We start from the raw sequence: 14655 nt of genomic DNA on the forward strand, positions 1-14655 counted from the left end.
TTAACTCATCGGTTGGTCGGGAGAGTTTGTCGTACCGCCGCCGTCGCCATTTTCTTTGTGGGTGTGGCCGTTGTACGTCGTGCGCATTGCAGACATTGTTTTGCCCGCGCCATCGCAGAGGTCTTTAATTTGTCCGGTGGCCTCGATATCCATTTCGAAACGGGCTTTAGGGGCATTGGTGAAAATTATCGGTTTACCGCCACCGTTGACAACGACCCCGGCGCGGGTCAGCGTTACGGACTGCCCCTGATCATCGTAAATGGCGACCTCTCCGCGTGCCAGACCTTTCAGACGGTACCGGCGGTCAGCAACCACCACGGCAACACCGTGCGAGCGATCGCCACCTGGGAACAGCATTACGGCTTCAGCACCGTTTTGCGCAGCGGATGTAAAACCGTACGGTTCAAGGTGCTCCACGTTTTCTTTCTGTTCACCTGCGATCAGCTTCAGCCCTGCGGCCTGGCATTTTTTTGCGGTATCGAGCGCGGTGATAACTGCTCGCGTGACAATGTTCTGAAGAGAAGATCCAGCCATCAGAATTCTGAGCCTCCCGATGTCTTTTTCTTTTTCGGTGCTGCCGGTTCCGGCAGGTATGCGTCAACAGGACCAACGCGGATTTCGCACGTGGTGCCGTTGTTGTCTTTAATGTATGTCACTTCAGCGATAACAAGCGTCTCATTATCGAAGCCATTCAACGGGTCGTAGACAATGACCGAAAGATTTGGCCGCCAGAGTTCGCCGTTGCCCTGCCGCCATCCCTGAACCGTGTACGTGGTTTCACGGGTTTTTGCAGCACGTTGTCTGGACTCAAACTCACATCGGGCTTTGCAGCTGTCCGTCGTCGCGGTACCGGACTGCTGGACGGTGTGCGGGCGGTAGCGGGTCACTCCGGCATCTGCTGTGCTCTGTCGGATGGCGGCGATCGTTGCTTCACCAAAATCGTCATCTGTTCCGGGGCGCTGGCCCGTGACGAGATAGCTGGAAAACCGATCGCGGACACTGCGCTCTGTATCGCACGAAAGAATATTCTCTCCCAGCACCAGCGCCGTGGCCGCTTTCTCCGCCCCAGGCTTACCGAGCACAAGCCTGCCCTGCGCATCATCATAGGCTAGCGCCTGCACCTGCCCCAGCAGGCGGTTCAGACACTCCACCACCGTTTCACCGTGTTCCGGCTGCGCGTCAATGACTGCAGTCGCAGGTGTACCGGCGTCCACGACGTCCACGCCGAACGGTTTAGCCAGCGCGGTGGCGATTCGGAACAGATTTTTACCATTGTGCTGCGCAGGTGCCGCTGAGCAGTCAATAAGGTCTGCCGTTTTGCTGCGGCCAACGATCCCCATTGTTATTGCCGTTGCATCGTAGCGCAGCGGTAACGCCTCAACCCAGCCTGTAATCACCAGATCATCACCTATCATCACCTCAACACGATCGCCGTTTTGAATCTGCGGCACACCATCACTACCCGGCCACTGCCTGGTGATCGACACGTTGAAATCGCGGGCAACACGGTCAATGCCCGCGCTGATGCGGGAAGAGGTCCAGCCCCCCCACTCGCGGCCATTCACTCGTAAAAAAACGGTATTGTTCATCGGACCGGTACCCTCAGAGGTTTAACAGGCACAAATCCCGGATGGGGAACCACATTGCGGGTAAGAATGTCATTTTCCCGCGCCGCGTCGTCATACCAGCCCGCGGCCAGCACCAGCGCAGGGAGGACTTCCGGGGGCGTCCGCTCAGCCGTTATTTCCACCTGTGCAAGACGCGCGGAAATATCCCGGTTCAGGTCTGTTCTGAGCACAGTGATTTGCTGGAAAATCCCGTCGTCGGTAATGCGCAGCTGCTCCTGATCAATAGCGGTATTCAGAGCCGAGCGAATTTCAGTTAATTCATCCCATGTAGGCGGATCTTCTTTCACCGTCGTAGTGCCCGAACCGTCCAGCGCGGGATGGGAAATGTTGATGATATAGTTAGTTGACGCACCGCCGGTTACCTTCCCGGTTTGCCCCTGCGGCGCCGCGATGGTTTTCGGCTGTGCCAGTGTTGCAACGGTCTGGGATGCCGTGCTGATTGCCGTGGAACGGATCGCTGCGGCGACCATGTTACTGCGGGATTTTTGCATCCCGACGGAACCGGAATCTGTCGGCCAGGTTCCCCGTGGCGCCAGCCCCGGATCAAGCGTTACGCCGGACATCGTCTTAATCATCGTCACAAGGTCTGAAGTATCGCCAGTTAGCCGGTCCCCGGCGCGCCAGGCTTTTTGCAGCGCTCGCACGAAATCACTGGCTGCGCTGGGCGGCATTAAAATGACTGACAAATCCCCCTGCAGTAGTCGCATCGCCGCTGAGACGCCGGAGTCAACCATCCGGAACGCGTCAGCAACATCGCCAAGCATCGCGGCTGCGTCGGCCAGCACATCATTCTGGATGAAATCAGCAATGCCGGAGAGTGAAAAGGCAGAGAACATGCTTTCGATCGCTTCATCAAACAGGCCGCCTGATTGTGTGAGGCGCTGCGCCGTCGCCATGCCCGCAACAGGAAATGAGAGTTCGCCGCTCTCCACGAACTGGAAGGAAACACGGCACATGCGCCCTTCTGCATTGCTGTGCGTGACCCTCACCTGACCGTCGATACTGCCCTGCATTTCTCCATACTGAGGATGGACAAGCGTACCCGGCCCGGCGGTTTCGATAGCGCCAATAAGGCGATCGCGCTTGTCCGCATAGTCGTCGCCTACCAGATAGGCGTTAATAGTCATCCGGCGCGTTGCCCGACCTAAATCCTCCGTGAACGGTTTATCGCGATTGGGATATTCATGCACCTGAACACGGCGCCCAAACGAACCTTCATCATCTTCCACTGAAAAAGGTACGCCACGAAACGACGCATCACGAAGACGATCGCGCCAGTCGTTTGAAGAAAAAAAAGCCATATAGCCCCCAAAAGAAAACCCGCCGAAGCGGGTTTAACGTGGTGTGCGGAATGGTGAATAACCGACATCGTGAGTCACATCCATCATCGGATTTCCCGATTTCGGGATATCCAGCACTCTCATGCCTGGAGGAGCATTATCAAATGTCACTTTCAACTCACTGCGTTGTGCAGCTGGCGCAGCTGCACGATCAAGAACTGGTCCCTGGCGCAGTAACGGTGGAGATAGCGAAAAATTATCCCTTGTCGTCTGCCCTGTCAGCATGTCACGCTGCTGGACCTGCTGCTTATTGTTATACCAGCCCCCGGCGTTCCAGCGATTTTTCAGTGACTGCCAGAATGAATCGGTATGGTCGGCTTCCTTCGCTGCATCAGCTATCTCTTTAAGCTGCTCAAACATGTAAATCGCAACAGCAATCTGAACGGTGGTCGCCCCCAGCGTGGCGATTTTCCCCAGCACACCGGAAAGCTGTGTTGCTAAGGTCAGGGCGGTGCGCAGCGTACCCAACGTTTTAACCGTGAATACGCCTGTCATATACAGGCCAACACCGCCCAGAACAGTTTCCCAGCCGCCAAACGCCTGGGCAACTTTATCCACTTCAACCCATGCCGCCTTTATCACCGGGGCAACATCATCCCAGTTCTGGATAATCAGCATAGCGCCCGCCGCCAGCGCACTTATCGCCAGTTTGGCCGGTGAAAGGTTGATCACCGTGTTCAGTATTTTTATTGCACGCGATAACACGCCGATAGAAACGCCAACACCCAGCAGCGCCGCGCCGAATTTAGCAGCCGACTGTACCAGCTCAGGATTCGCGCGAACGAATGTCCGGAGCTGTTCCAGATAAGGCATGACCGCTTTCGCGGCTTCGTTAATGGCGGGCAGGAAGGTATCACCCAGCGTCACCGAGATCGCATTCACACTGTTTTTCAGCAGAACCAGCTGGTTTTCTGTCGTGGCCGCGCGTGATGCGTATTCCTTCTGCATCGAGCCACCATATTCCTGGGCATCTGCCACGCGGGTAAAATTGGTACGTAACAGATCCAAGTTAGTCAGCAGCGGGGCAATTGCACTCAATGACTCTTTGCCAAACAGCGCGTTCATGACGGCGGCCTGCTTCGCTTTAGGTACTTTTGCGAGCGAGTCCAGTACCTTCAGCATCGCGCCGCGTGCATCCTTCTGCATATCCTCAGCAAGTTTACGTGGGTTTAGCTTCAGGAAAGCCAGCGCATCCTTCTGTGACTTTGTTGCCGAGTTGCCAGCAGTAAGTGAGAGCATGAAGTTTTTGATGCCGGTAGAAGCAATTTCAGATTCAACACCCATACCGGCGATGGTCGCGCCCATTGCTGCAATTTCACCGGAGGCCACACCCGCGACACTACCGAGCGGCCCGATCCTCGTGACGATATCAGAAATTTTCTTCGCGTTAGCCGGACCGGTATTTCCCAGATAGTTGATCTTATCGGCAAGAACAACCACATCATCCTGCGTCAGTTTGAATGCCGTTCGCCATTGCGCCATCATCTGGCCAGACTCTTCGGCTGTGGTGTCAAACGCCACTCCCATTTTCACGGCATCGTTGGCGAACTGCATCAGGTCGCTGCGCGCGATCCCCGCCTGGCCACCTGCCGCAACAATCTCTGCGATCCCCTCTGCCGCCATCGGTAACTGCGTGGACAGCGTCAGGATATCGTCACTCATCTGCGCAAAGGCTTTTTTATCATCGAGGCCGTCAACCACCTTGCGGATATCAGCCATTTTTGACTCAAAGCCCATCGCGGAATTCACCGGAAGCGCCAGCGCGCCGAGAATGGCGGTACCCGCAGCCGCAGCCCCCAGCGCCAGACTGCCCATTTCCTTCTGGAATCCCTTAAGCTCGCGCTGCATCCCTTTCATCGGCCCGGTCAGCTGGTCAACGGCGGTGATAATTGCCTTTAACTGGAAACTGTCAGCCATTTTTTACTTCCTCGTTGATGCGGACAGCTTCCGCTTCCAGTTCAAGGAAGTCTGAAATGGCCGTCCGCCGAAGCTCAAGGGGGTTTAATTTCCAGAACCAGGCGACGTTATAGAGTCGTCGTCTGAGGTTTGATCCGTCTCCGATTGGGTAAAAAAATTCAGGATCAGCATGCAGGTTTTGAAGATATCCAGCTTAGCCAGCTGCGCGGCAGATGAACGCGGGATCCCCGCCAGTACCGGGATATACTTCAACGCAACAGCACTATCCAGCTTTAACCCTCCGTCGCCGGACACGGTAAACGGGAAGCCTATACTCTCAATTTCGTCGTAAGTGGGCTCGCGCAGCTCCAGCACATGCAGCTTTTCGTTATGCGCCGTGATCGGCTTTTTCAGCACCAGTTCTTTCGTCATTGGTAAAATCCTTCTTCACCGTGGAATTCCAGATCCACCGTGCCCTCTTCGGGGTTATGGTTAGCCTCGCCGTGCAGCCAGGCATTCGACAGAACATATACCTGCCCGTTCGCCAGCTCAGAGGTGATGGTCATGTTGTCTGAGGTGGTGATTTTGTTCACAGGGAAGTTTTTCGGCACCTTCGCCGTCACCTTCGTATAGGGCGCGCGGTGCGTTTCTTTGTAATCGACATCACCAGCCAGGCCGATCACGTCATCACGCACGCGGGTGTTCATCGGCACCTCGATCCCGCCGGTGATGGACAGCTGCTGTCCGTCGATTTTGAAATAAGTGGTACCCGCAATCTTTGCCATTATGCGGCCTCCTCGTTGTATTGCAGACGGAACTGATTAAGTACGGCGAACACACGCAGCTGGTTGACGTAATCCGGCGGGAACAGCACATCCAGACGGTTCGGGTCATTCGCGTTGCGCTCAACAATCAGGTATTGCTGGAAGAGATCGAAGTTTTCAACGATGCCCTCACGCTCCAGCTGGCGGTAAACTGCCCCCAGCTCACCCCGGATGACTGACGGCGTAACAATCGCCTGGCCGGGCCCGAAGCGGGTGCCGTCATTCGCCAGCTTGTGACGACCGTATTTGCTGGTGATCACCGACTTCAGGCGTCGCAGAACGTAGGCACTGGTATGCAGCGTTTCGCTGTCCAGATAGCTGTTATCCGCCACGCCGTAAGCGTTTTTTCGGTAGGTGGTGATGTCGCGCTGAATGCGCAAAATGCCGGATTCGGTATACGCCGTCGCAATACCATGCGTCAGCAATGACTGCTGCTCCGTGATGGTGAAGCGTTTTCCGGTTGGCGCAGGGAGAGCCCCTGTCAGTTCACCGGTCTGCGTCGGGCGCGCCGGGTCATTGCGCAAAAACACAGCCTGACGCGCCAGACGATATGCCACCAGCTCATCCACCGGCGTCTGCACATCCTTTTCATAACCCGCGATGGTGATGTGCTGATAATTAAACGTATCGCCATAGGCGACCAGCTCGGACAATGAACCGGTTCGGGCCGTATACACGTGGCCGTAAAGCTGGCGAATGTAACTCCAGCGCCCGGAACTGTCGTTCATTTCAGTCGCCATCAGCTGCAACGAGGCGCTGTCGCTGAACGGCAGGCCAATATAATCAAACGGCTCGTCACCCATCGCGGCGATGGTTGCTGATAAATCAGGGTCACCGGCACCGCCGCTCATTTTCCCGACCTGCACGCTTAAGCCTGCAGGTACTTCTTCGCCGCTGGCCGTGCCGTAGTAATTCAGCGTAAGCGGAATGCTGTTGCCGCCGGTGCCGCTATTAACAGCAGTGAGCTCAAGCGTTCCCTGCGCAGGTCCTGCCGAGGTCATTTTATACTGAGCGGTGACCGGCAGATCCTGATTGCCGTTAATGGCAGACAGCAGCGCCTGCGCTGCATCCGCGCCGGTGTCTTTAGCGGCCACGGTAATCTGTACACGGGTGGTACCGATATACAGGTTGACCGCCCCCGCATCTGTTGCCGTGCCTGAGAAGGTGATCGTGCCGGTTGCCGCCTGCCCGCTGTCAGGCACAGCGATAACCCACAGTTCACCGAACGGGTCCGCACGGCGATACGCTTCCACCATGCGCGCCAGCTGGCTGCCTCGGCCTGCCATTTTCTTTGCCAGGTCTTTCGACGGCATGATGACCAGCTGGTTAACGGGCATTTCAGCGTCAGACAATGCCATGCCTATCAGCAGGGATGGCGCGCTGTCCTGTGCCGTATTGGCGGCGCTGTTGTCCATTTCGGCATAAAACAGCGGTACCCGGTTATCAGCCGGGATGTAATTAAAGCTTACGGTCATCTTTAGCCCCTTTTGGTTGAATTACTTCGATTTCGCCAGCGGCTTTCCGGCGGAACCAGTACGCGGACGCTTCGACGTTTCGCCCTTTTTCCGGCAAAACATCACCACGGGCAGGATCCGGAACGGACTGCCCTTTGACGGGTTTCACAAACATGAATTAATCCTGAAAGGTTATTTCGGTGTGGTGCTCAATGTTGCCGTCTGGCCCGGTACCGGGTTCGATAAAATCAACATCTATACTGAGCGTTTTAAGGTCGGGTAATGCGTCCAGGTCGTCCTGCTGGCGGGTGTCCTCTTCGGTGATTTCATACTTCACCGTGAAGTCAAACTGGTAATAGAGTTCGTGGCGGTTCAGATCCAGCAGCATCCCACCGGCGTACTGAATTTCATGCGCCTGAGGGTCAGGCTCCCAGCCCAGCAGCGCTTTCCAGATAAGCTGCCTGACGTCATGAACGGCGTCATACGCTGCCCACTGCCCTTTTTCATCCCGTTCGTTGCTGAGCACGACGATGACGGAAAAACCCTCCGTCAGATCCTGCCAGTAGTCCGTCTGCGACTTCTGCTCGCCAGTGACGTCTTCAGATGGCACGACATACGCAGCTGGCAGCCTGAGCTTTCCGGCTTCGGGGATCGCTTTAAACTGCGCGGCGCCGCCAACACGGTCTTCAAACAGCGGACATCGGGCGCGCAGCGCCGCAATAATCGGGGTTAGTTTCATTTTTTCTTCCTGCGTTGAGGCCGGAGGGATTTACGCAGCTCGCGGGAAAGCACGTAACGTGTCCAGCTGCGGCGTTTTTCCAGCACCTCCGTCATGTAGTTGTTACGCGGTGCAACGCGCCAGCCGCTGCCTCCCGAAGCGCCGCGATGATGCCCTTTCTTACGCTTCGCGCCACGGTGAACACCGTAAAACAGGAAGGCAGGGTAAAACGCGCCGTTGATATGGCGGTTGCCCTCCCCGTTCTTCTGGTTCGGTGCAATCTTTACCATGAGCCCAGGACGCTTTTTAGAAGCGCGGGGCACGTAATAACCGATTGAGCGCGCCAGCTGCCCCGTCCGGTATGAGGGGTTTTCGCCAGGCTTCGAGCGACCACGTTTCATTACCAGCCGCCGGGCATCACGCATGTGAACCTGACCGATTTTGACGAACGCCCGTCGCATCCTCGCCCGGTTAAAGACCAGCTCGTCCGGCTGTTCGAAATCAACGTGTAAAAATGCTGTCTGCGGCATAGTCACTCCCGCTGTCGGTACCCAGCTCTTCGCACTCAAGCAACAGGAAACGGCGTTTACTGTTCAGGTCACGGACGCGTTTGACCCGATAAGAAATATCGTCGTGAACCACTTCATGATCGGCTGTAATGCCGCGGCGAAAACGGATGGTGAAATAATGGGTCACCTTATTTTCAACCTGCACAGACCCCTGATACGCTGCCGCGCCGGGTTGTGCCTTTTTGGCCCACGTCCGGATCTGCTCCGGATAAGTAGGTGACACGCCAAAATCATCCGCTGGCACATCGACGCGCCGCCGGATAATGATTCGCTGGTCCAGTTCGCCCGGGTCGGGCAAAAGGTATGTGGCGCTGGCCTGCGCCTGCCTGAGTTTCATAGCGGGATATACCTGTATGGACCGACGAGCCAGTTAAAGCTCATCGGCAGTTCGACTTTCTCCACTTCGGTGACGGTTGAGCGGTTCTCGTAGAAGTGCGTCAGCAACAGCAGCATCCCCATCCTGATGTCATCCGAGAGAATAAGCCCCTCAGGATCGTCGGCTGGCACCCCCGCCTCCGCCGCATAAAGTTTCCGGTTCAGAAAATTTTCTGTCCGGGCCTGAACCGCCCGCCCCAGCAGCTCAAGAAACTTGTCTTCATCGGTGTAATCCTCATCCAGCCTGAGCTGAGCTTTAATTTCCTCAGGAGAAAGCAACATAGGATCCTCCTGCGCCCGCCAGATGGCGGGCACAAAAAAACCGCTTAACGCGGCATGGTTTCTTCAGTGATGGATTTTATTAGCTGCTTGCAGAGCCCTTGCCCACCAGCGCTTTAATGGCAGAGGTGTCTTCCAGGATGCAGTCAAAGCGATGGAATGCCAGGAAGCCTGTCTGGTCGAATTCTGCGTAACGCTCCACCAGGCGTTTCAGGATCATGTAACGAACACGGCGGATGATGAAGCGATCGAAGTCGCCGCAGAACATGAATTTTTTACCCGCGCCGATATCGTCAATTTCCTGGTCGATGACATACGGAACATTAAGAACTGACGCTGGCGCCACGCCGACGATATCCGGCAGCCAGAGCGGGCGTCCCTGACCGTCTTCCATCTCGCTGATGAGTTTCAGCGTGTTGTCATTGAACGCCAGGCGGAACTTCGGCCCGCGGCGATACGCCGGATCAATGCTGTGTTTCAGAGCAAGAATTTCCTGCCATTTCACAGCGGTGGCGGCGGCCGTCTGAGTGGTGCCGGTTACGGAGGCTTTCAGCCCCTTCGGCTGTTTTGGCGTGCCGGTGCCGGTACCCTGAATGAGATAACGTGCTTCACCGCGTCCAATACGCTCTGCGATACGGCGGGCAAGATAGGCTTCCATGTCGATCGCACTGTCCTGCAGCAGCTCGTTGGACACACGGATGATTTTGGACGTCATTTTCACCGCGCCCAGGGAGTCCATTCCAAACTCGGTATCTTCTTCACCAGCTTCTTCGTTCTCACCCAGCAGCACGCCCATTTCAGCGGTACCGTCAGCGGTTGCCCACTCCATAGTGCGACCGTCGGAAGTCGTCAGGATTTGCGCCACGCTGGCAATACCGCCATAAGCTTTCATCTGCTCAACGACTTTCGCCAGGAAGGTATCAGGCACGGTATAACCGCCCTTCTCATCTGGCGCCACGCCCTGCGCGCGCAGCTCACGCAAAGCCTTGCGCTCTTCTGAACTCAGTTCGCTGGCACCGTGACGCATCCATTTATCAAAGATCTGACCGCGTTTTTCGTCCTGCAGCGTATTTTTATCAGGATCCTGATTATTGCGCTGCTCTTCCTCGTTTTCATCAACATAGGTCTGGTCCTGGCGGCGCAGCTCCTCTTCACGGGCAATGCGCTCATCGAGGGCTTCCAGCTCTGACTTCGCTTTATTCCACTCGGTGCGCTGCTCTTCCGTCCATGCGTTATCGCCGATTTTTTCATTCAGCGCGCGCATATCGGTCGCGATGGTATTACGTTTTTGTTTCAGTTCATGCAATTTCATGGTTTTTCCTTACGCGTTAAGAAGGGTCAGGACGCGCTCACGCGCCATTCGTTGGTTAATGGCTTTCTGCAGCGCGCCACTGTCGCGCGCCTCCTGCCAGGCTTTCATTGAGCGGACGGCGGAATCCGCCTCCTGGTACGCCGGATATGTCACAGGGCTGACATCCAGCAGACGGGAAAAACGGGTAATTTCACGAATTACCACGCCTTCCTCGTCCTGGTACCACTCCTCTCCGTCGCGGGCGACGCGAAAAGCAAAAGAGGACTGGTTAATATCGCCGCGCTGCATTGGTGCCAGCACCAGATCGCGGATTGTCTGGGTTTCTGGCGCGGTGATGTCGTAACGCAGACCGCGTTCATCCACCGTCAGTGCAAGCGTGCCCGCGCGGGTGCGCCCCAGAATAAAATTTGGATCATGGTTAAACAGTGCCCGGACATCGTCCTGAAGCACATCATCAAACGCACCGCGCCGGATGATTTCGCGAAACGAACCGAAAATCAGTTCGGAACGGCTGTCAAAAACCGAACCGTACCCGATGATCCGGCTGGGTTCGCTGTCGTGCGTTTCAGCGCGCACCTCGCCGCTGTAACAGCGAATTTCTCGTTCACTCATCTTGAGTGTTCTCCTGGGTTGTAGGTTTAGCTGGCTGGGAGGCGTTGACGCTGACGAGCATTTCATCAAGGCCGTCTTTCGGGTTCATGTCCTCAAACGCGCGAGCCTCGTTGCGGCTCATCCAGCCATCGGTGATGGCGTAGTGATAGAATTCCGCACGCTCTTTTGCGGTGCCGCGCAGCAAACCGGCCAGATTAAATCGCACGTAATAACCGGCTGCCCGTTCGGCGCGGGTGAATAACCTGCGGTTAAGCTCCTGCTCCCAGTTCGTCACCCACGGCATCATCGTGTAGCGGACAAACTGAATCGCCTGCTCGGAAATATTGGAGAAAGTGGCTTTTTCGAGGTCGTTGATCATGTGTGCCGGCACGTTGAAAATACCGGCAATCATCGAGCGGTTGAGCTTCATCATATCGATGAGCTGGGCATCAACCGGAGAGACTGTCAGCGCCTTATAGTCAAGGTCGGCCGGTAGCAGCATGGTTTTATTTTCCTTGCTGCGAAGCATCGCTGTAGCCTTTTGCCACTGATCTTTCAGCCATCCCCAGCTATCTTTATTCAGCGGACCTTTCACTGACACAATCCCGGCAGGACGAGCATTTCCGCTGAAAAAACTTTCCGTGTACTTCTGCCCGCTCATGCCCATTCCGATGGTTTCAGCATGCTGAAGTACCGGGCTGAGCCCCATTTTCTGATCGTTACCCAGCGCCCTGACGTGGATCATGTCGTCAGGATTGATGGCGAAGGAGCCCTCTTCGTTATAAACGCCGTAGGTATAGCGCCCGCCGGTGTTGAGCAGCGTTGTTTCCCATGGCATACAGGCTTCGAGACCGGTCACTTCACCGGTCCGGCGGTGTCGAATTACCCGCGTGTAGCCATTCCCCCAGCCCAGAATGTGCCGCTGTTTCAGCTCGCGCCACTTATAGCTGGTCTGCCAGGCGTTCGGCTCGTCGTGAACCAGATAAAACGCCGGATGATCGCGGGCGGCCTCGACCTTCTTTCCGGTGCGCCGCATGACGTGCAGCGGCATCTGCGCAACGTTGGACGAAATAACGTAGATACAGGCGTACACCGCAGCCAGTTTCATCGCCGTCCGGGGATTAACAATCACGTCACCGTTAAAAATCCCGTCATTTTCGGCTGATTCAACGGTGAGCGGTACCGCGGGGTTTTCCAGAGAGTTACTTCGAAAAATGGCATCAATCAGCATGACTTTATTCTCCTGGCGGCCAGCAGCGCCCACAGCAGCAGACCGCTACCGCCAGCCATGAGAGCAACCGCCACGCCAAATTTGAGGTAAACGCCTCCCACCAGCGCGCCGAAGCCTGCCAGCCCGGACACATCGATAATTAGTGATTTCACAGGAATAACAGTTCCTCATCAGGATCGAGGTTAGAAAGGAAGTCTTTCGGCTCATTCAGCATTGCGCGGCCAACACCCATCATCAGGCCAACTGCACCATCGATTTTGTTGCCTGCGCCCTCTTTTACCGGGCGAACAACATCATCACTACCCGGTAAATATTTGCCGACCACGTTTGATATGCACCAGGTCATCAGCGGATTGCCGTCGTGATGGAAGCGGCCAGCAGCGATCGCAGCCTCAATCTCCCTCATCGGGTCGCTCATGTTGGTGTAGTTCTGGGTAATGGTGACGGGCTCCAGCCCTTCATCCTGCAACATGTGAGAAAGGCCGGTTGCGCCATAGGGGTCAATCGGGCTCGCCGCTATTTTCACGGTTTCACGTAATTTCAGGATCGCTTCGTAAATAAGGCGGTAATCCACTTCTGCACCGTCGGATGGAACCAGCACGCCCTGATTAACAAAGGACTGGTATCGGTCGGCGATCGTTTTCAGCGCCGGGTCCGTGGCGTAGACAGTGTCTTCCGGCACCCAGAACAGAGGCGAAACGCAGTAATAATGGCTTACTCCGTCGATTTCCCGGCGGAACACCGGCACCACCGCGTTGAGGTCGAGTTTTGATGCCAGGTCGATGCCGAGATAACACTCTTCCCCCGCAAAATCGGACAGTTTGAGCGTTTTGTCTGCCGCGGCCATCCACTTCTGCAGGTTGTAGAATGCCGCTTTAGAGCTCACCCATTTATTAAAATGCTTGGTGAGTATTTTGTTGGTCTGGCTGGGCGTGGACATCGCCAGCAGCTGCTTGGCCTTGAGGAATCCCTCTTTCACCGAAATGTTGTAATTCGGGTTGGCCTTTTTCAGCGCTTCCGGCTGCGTCCAGTCGTCATCATCGTCCAGGGTATAGATGATCCCGAAAATCGCTTCGTTTTCACCACCTTCTCTGATGCGCTCCAGTATCTCGACCACCTGCGTGCGCTTCTCATAGCATGGCGAAGCAATATCGAAACCCGCCGTGGTGATGATAAGCGTGATTGGCTGTTCCCTTGCCCCCATCCCGGTTGTCATCGTGGTATAGAGCGCATCAGTATCATGCTCATGATACTCGTCGATGATGGCGCAGGAGGGTGAATCACCGTCGCCGGGGTCACCGATAACGGGCGCGAACAGGGAGCCGTCCGGGCGTGTCATCTTCTTCGCCCAGGGTTTGATGCTGAACTTCTGGCGCAGGGCCGGAAGCTTTTTCACCATCGCCAGTGCAGGCGCAAAGACTTTCCAGGCCTGTTTTTCCGTCGTGGCGCCGCAGTAAACTTCCGCTGCGTACTCGCCATCGGCACAGAACATATAATTCCCGACGGCCGCTGCGATCGCCGATTTACCGTTTTTACGTGGCACCTCAATGTAAATCTCAGTGAACCGACGAAAGCCGGTATCCTTGCGCACCCAGCCAAACGGCACGCCCAGCGCAAATTTCTGCCAGGGCTCAAAATCTATGCGCAGCTTCCGGCGAGCCCACTCCCCGGATGTGTGCGGCATTTTCTGGGAAAAGCGGAGGAAACGTTCTGCTTTATTTTTATCGAAGCGGTAAGGCCAGCGTGGATCTTTGGCGCGTTCCAGGTCGTCCAGATGTCGCTGACAGGCAAGAATGGTTAACCGGCAGGCCAGTATCTTCCCGTTCACGACGTCCCGCGCATACTGGTTCGCCGCATTGACGTTCGGATATGTAGCCATCAGTCAAACTCATCAAATTCATTCCCTTCATCGTCCGGATCATTTTTACCGCTGGTCATTCTTATGCGGCTGAGCGGGTCTAACCCGAGAAGGGAACCCAGACGGGCGAGCTGTGAAACGGAGTCATTACGGACATTGACTGCCGGGTGTTTTTTCTCACCCCCCATTTCACTTGATACGGTCAGGCCGTCTTTCGCGATGACTTTTTCGGCCTCAACCATCAGGTGAAATGCATTGCAGTACGCCAGGAGTAGCGGCGCGTCTTCGAGATCAAAAACGCCGCGTTCGATTAAAATTTTGCTCTGCGTTTTCCAGATGCGGATCGCGATGTCGCTCATTAACTCATCCGGCGGCGCGATCCTTGTCAGTTTGCTCTTCAGGTTTGAGGGCAAATTGCGCTTACGGCCACCACCGGAAGATCGAACAGCAGTACCCATCAAAACCTCCAATTCAATAGGCGGAACCTTCCGGAAAAAAGTTTCTTATTTTGGGCGCGTAAAAATTCGATGAGGCGGGCAGTCCGGAAGGGCAAGGGCTGGAGAGATTTACCCTCCCCCCC

General features: G+C 55.7%; 18 protein-coding genes. All 18 read right to left on the bottom strand.

Annotation, left to right across the window (positions count from 1 at the left end; genetic code table 11):
• On the bottom strand, positions 1–534 hold the full coding sequence (locus tag INF77_RS18040) for a phage baseplate assembly protein V (protein ID WP_193532523.1): 534 nt from the start codon (positions 532–534) through the stop codon (positions 1–3).
• Positions 534–1589, bottom strand: a complete 1056-nt coding sequence (locus tag INF77_RS18045) for a phage baseplate assembly protein (protein WP_193532524.1) — start codon at positions 1587–1589, stop codon at positions 534–536. Before INF77_RS18045 ends, INF77_RS18040 begins: the two co-directional genes overlap by 1 nt.
• On the bottom strand, positions 1586–2929 hold the full coding sequence (locus tag INF77_RS18050; protein WP_193532525.1) for a DNA circularization protein: 1344 nt from the start codon (positions 2927–2929) through the stop codon (positions 1586–1588). The genes INF77_RS18045 and INF77_RS18050 overlap by 4 nt, the downstream gene beginning before the upstream one ends.
• A 33-nt stretch (positions 2930–2962) precedes the next feature.
• A complete protein-coding gene (locus tag INF77_RS18055; RefSeq protein ID WP_193532526.1) occupies positions 2963–4885 on the bottom strand; it encodes a phage tail tape measure protein in 1923 nt (640 codons plus the stop codon).
• Between the two features lie 84 nt (positions 4886–4969).
• Positions 4970–5296: a phage tail assembly protein gene (locus INF77_RS18060; protein ID WP_187808744.1), complete on the bottom strand. Its 327-nt coding sequence runs from the start codon at positions 5294–5296 to the stop codon at positions 4970–4972.
• Positions 5293–5649 carry a phage tail tube protein gene (locus INF77_RS18065; RefSeq protein ID WP_054829592.1) on the bottom strand — a complete coding sequence of 119 codons (357 nt, stop codon included), beginning with the start codon at positions 5647–5649 and terminating at the stop codon, positions 5293–5295. The genes INF77_RS18060 and INF77_RS18065 overlap by 4 nt, the downstream gene beginning before the upstream one ends.
• Entirely contained in the window at positions 5649–7163 is a 1515-nt protein-coding gene (locus INF77_RS18070; protein WP_193532527.1) for a phage tail sheath subtilisin-like domain-containing protein, read from the bottom strand. The genes INF77_RS18065 and INF77_RS18070 overlap by 1 nt, the downstream gene beginning before the upstream one ends.
• Complete coding sequence (locus INF77_RS18075) at positions 7147–7317, bottom strand: DUF2635 domain-containing protein (RefSeq protein ID WP_023343816.1); 171 nt, start codon at positions 7315–7317, stop codon at positions 7147–7149. The genes INF77_RS18070 and INF77_RS18075 overlap by 17 nt, the downstream gene beginning before the upstream one ends.
• Positions 7318–7320: 3 nt before the next feature.
• Complete coding sequence (locus INF77_RS18080; RefSeq protein WP_054829593.1) at positions 7321–7881, bottom strand: hypothetical protein; 561 nt, start codon at positions 7879–7881, stop codon at positions 7321–7323.
• Positions 7878–8390, bottom strand: coding sequence for a hypothetical protein (locus tag INF77_RS18085; RefSeq protein WP_193532528.1), 513 nt, complete (start codon positions 8388–8390; stop codon positions 7878–7880). The genes INF77_RS18080 and INF77_RS18085 overlap by 4 nt, the downstream gene beginning before the upstream one ends.
• Entirely contained in the window at positions 8362–8766 is a 405-nt protein-coding gene (locus INF77_RS18090) for a phage head closure protein (protein ID WP_054829595.1), read from the bottom strand. Before INF77_RS18090 ends, INF77_RS18085 begins: the two co-directional genes overlap by 29 nt.
• Complete coding sequence (locus tag INF77_RS18095; protein WP_054829596.1) at positions 8763–9086, bottom strand: head-tail connector protein; 324 nt, start codon at positions 9084–9086, stop codon at positions 8763–8765. The genes INF77_RS18090 and INF77_RS18095 overlap by 4 nt, the downstream gene beginning before the upstream one ends.
• Before the next feature lie 79 nt (positions 9087–9165).
• A complete protein-coding gene (locus INF77_RS18100) occupies positions 9166–10395 on the bottom strand; it encodes a phage major capsid protein (protein WP_059346931.1) in 1230 nt (409 codons plus the stop codon).
• Positions 10396–10404: 9 nt separating this feature from the next.
• Positions 10405–11007, bottom strand: a complete 603-nt coding sequence (locus INF77_RS18105) for an HK97 family phage prohead protease (RefSeq protein ID WP_063430289.1) — start codon at positions 11005–11007, stop codon at positions 10405–10407.
• The gene (locus INF77_RS18110) at positions 11000–12217 is read right to left on the bottom strand and encodes a phage portal protein (protein ID WP_193532529.1); all 1218 of its coding nucleotides are present in this window, start codon (positions 12215–12217) and stop codon (positions 11000–11002) included. The genes INF77_RS18105 and INF77_RS18110 overlap by 8 nt, the downstream gene beginning before the upstream one ends.
• Positions 12211–12369, bottom strand: coding sequence for a hypothetical protein (locus tag INF77_RS18115; protein WP_167347075.1), 159 nt, complete (start codon positions 12367–12369; stop codon positions 12211–12213). The genes INF77_RS18110 and INF77_RS18115 overlap by 7 nt, the downstream gene beginning before the upstream one ends.
• On the bottom strand, positions 12366–14096 hold the full coding sequence (locus INF77_RS18120; RefSeq protein WP_059346934.1) for a terminase large subunit: 1731 nt from the start codon (positions 14094–14096) through the stop codon (positions 12366–12368). Before INF77_RS18120 ends, INF77_RS18115 begins: the two co-directional genes overlap by 4 nt.
• The gene (locus tag INF77_RS18125; protein ID WP_059346935.1) at positions 14096–14533 is read right to left on the bottom strand and encodes a phage terminase small subunit P27 family; all 438 of its coding nucleotides are present in this window, start codon (positions 14531–14533) and stop codon (positions 14096–14098) included. Before INF77_RS18125 ends, INF77_RS18120 begins: the two co-directional genes overlap by 1 nt.
• Positions 14534–14655: the final 122 nt, after the last annotated feature.

This window comes from Enterobacter cloacae complex sp. P1B, from assembly GCF_014982345.1.
Classification (GTDB): domain Bacteria; phylum Pseudomonadota; class Gammaproteobacteria; order Enterobacterales; family Enterobacteriaceae; genus Enterobacter; species Enterobacter bugandensis.

Bases quoted from the DNA above. Each gene is read 5' to 3' on its own strand.
- INF77_RS18040 (WP_193532523.1), bottom strand. From the start codon at position 534: ATGGCTGGATCTTCTCTTCAGAACATTGTCACGCGAGCAGTTATCACC.
- INF77_RS18045 (WP_193532524.1), bottom strand. From the start codon at position 1,589: ATGAACAATACCGTTTTTTTACGAGTGAATGGCCGCGAGTGGGGGGGC.
- INF77_RS18050 (WP_193532525.1), bottom strand. From the start codon at position 2,929: ATGGCTTTTTTTTCTTCAAACGACTGGCGCGATCGTCTTCGTGATGCG.
- INF77_RS18055 (WP_193532526.1), bottom strand. From the start codon at position 4,885: ATGGCTGACAGTTTCCAGTTAAAGGCAATTATCACCGCCGTTGACCAG.
- INF77_RS18060 (WP_187808744.1), bottom strand. From the start codon at position 5,296: ATGACGAAAGAACTGGTGCTGAAAAAGCCGATCACGGCGCATAACGAA.
- INF77_RS18065 (WP_054829592.1), bottom strand. From the start codon at position 5,649: ATGGCAAAGATTGCGGGTACCACTTATTTCAAAATCGACGGACAGCAG.
- INF77_RS18070 (WP_193532527.1), bottom strand. From the start codon at position 7,163: ATGACCGTAAGCTTTAATTACATCCCGGCTGATAACCGGGTACCGCTG.
- INF77_RS18075 (WP_023343816.1), bottom strand. From the start codon at position 7,317: ATGTTTGTGAAACCCGTCAAAGGGCAGTCCGTTCCGGATCCTGCCCGT.
- INF77_RS18080 (WP_054829593.1), bottom strand. From the start codon at position 7,881: ATGAAACTAACCCCGATTATTGCGGCGCTGCGCGCCCGATGTCCGCTG.
- INF77_RS18085 (WP_193532528.1), bottom strand. From the start codon at position 8,390: ATGCCGCAGACAGCATTTTTACACGTTGATTTCGAACAGCCGGACGAG.
- INF77_RS18090 (WP_054829595.1), bottom strand. From the start codon at position 8,766: ATGAAACTCAGGCAGGCGCAGGCCAGCGCCACATACCTTTTGCCCGAC.
- INF77_RS18095 (WP_054829596.1), bottom strand. From the start codon at position 9,086: ATGTTGCTTTCTCCTGAGGAAATTAAAGCTCAGCTCAGGCTGGATGAG.
- INF77_RS18100 (WP_059346931.1), bottom strand. From the start codon at position 10,395: ATGAAATTGCATGAACTGAAACAAAAACGTAATACCATCGCGACCGAT.
- INF77_RS18105 (WP_063430289.1), bottom strand. From the start codon at position 11,007: ATGAGTGAACGAGAAATTCGCTGTTACAGCGGCGAGGTGCGCGCTGAA.
- INF77_RS18110 (WP_193532529.1), bottom strand. From the start codon at position 12,217: ATGCTGATTGATGCCATTTTTCGAAGTAACTCTCTGGAAAACCCCGCG.
- INF77_RS18120 (WP_059346934.1), bottom strand. From the start codon at position 14,096: ATGGCTACATATCCGAACGTCAATGCGGCGAACCAGTATGCGCGGGAC.
- INF77_RS18125 (WP_059346935.1), bottom strand. From the start codon at position 14,533: ATGGGTACTGCTGTTCGATCTTCCGGTGGTGGCCGTAAGCGCAATTTG.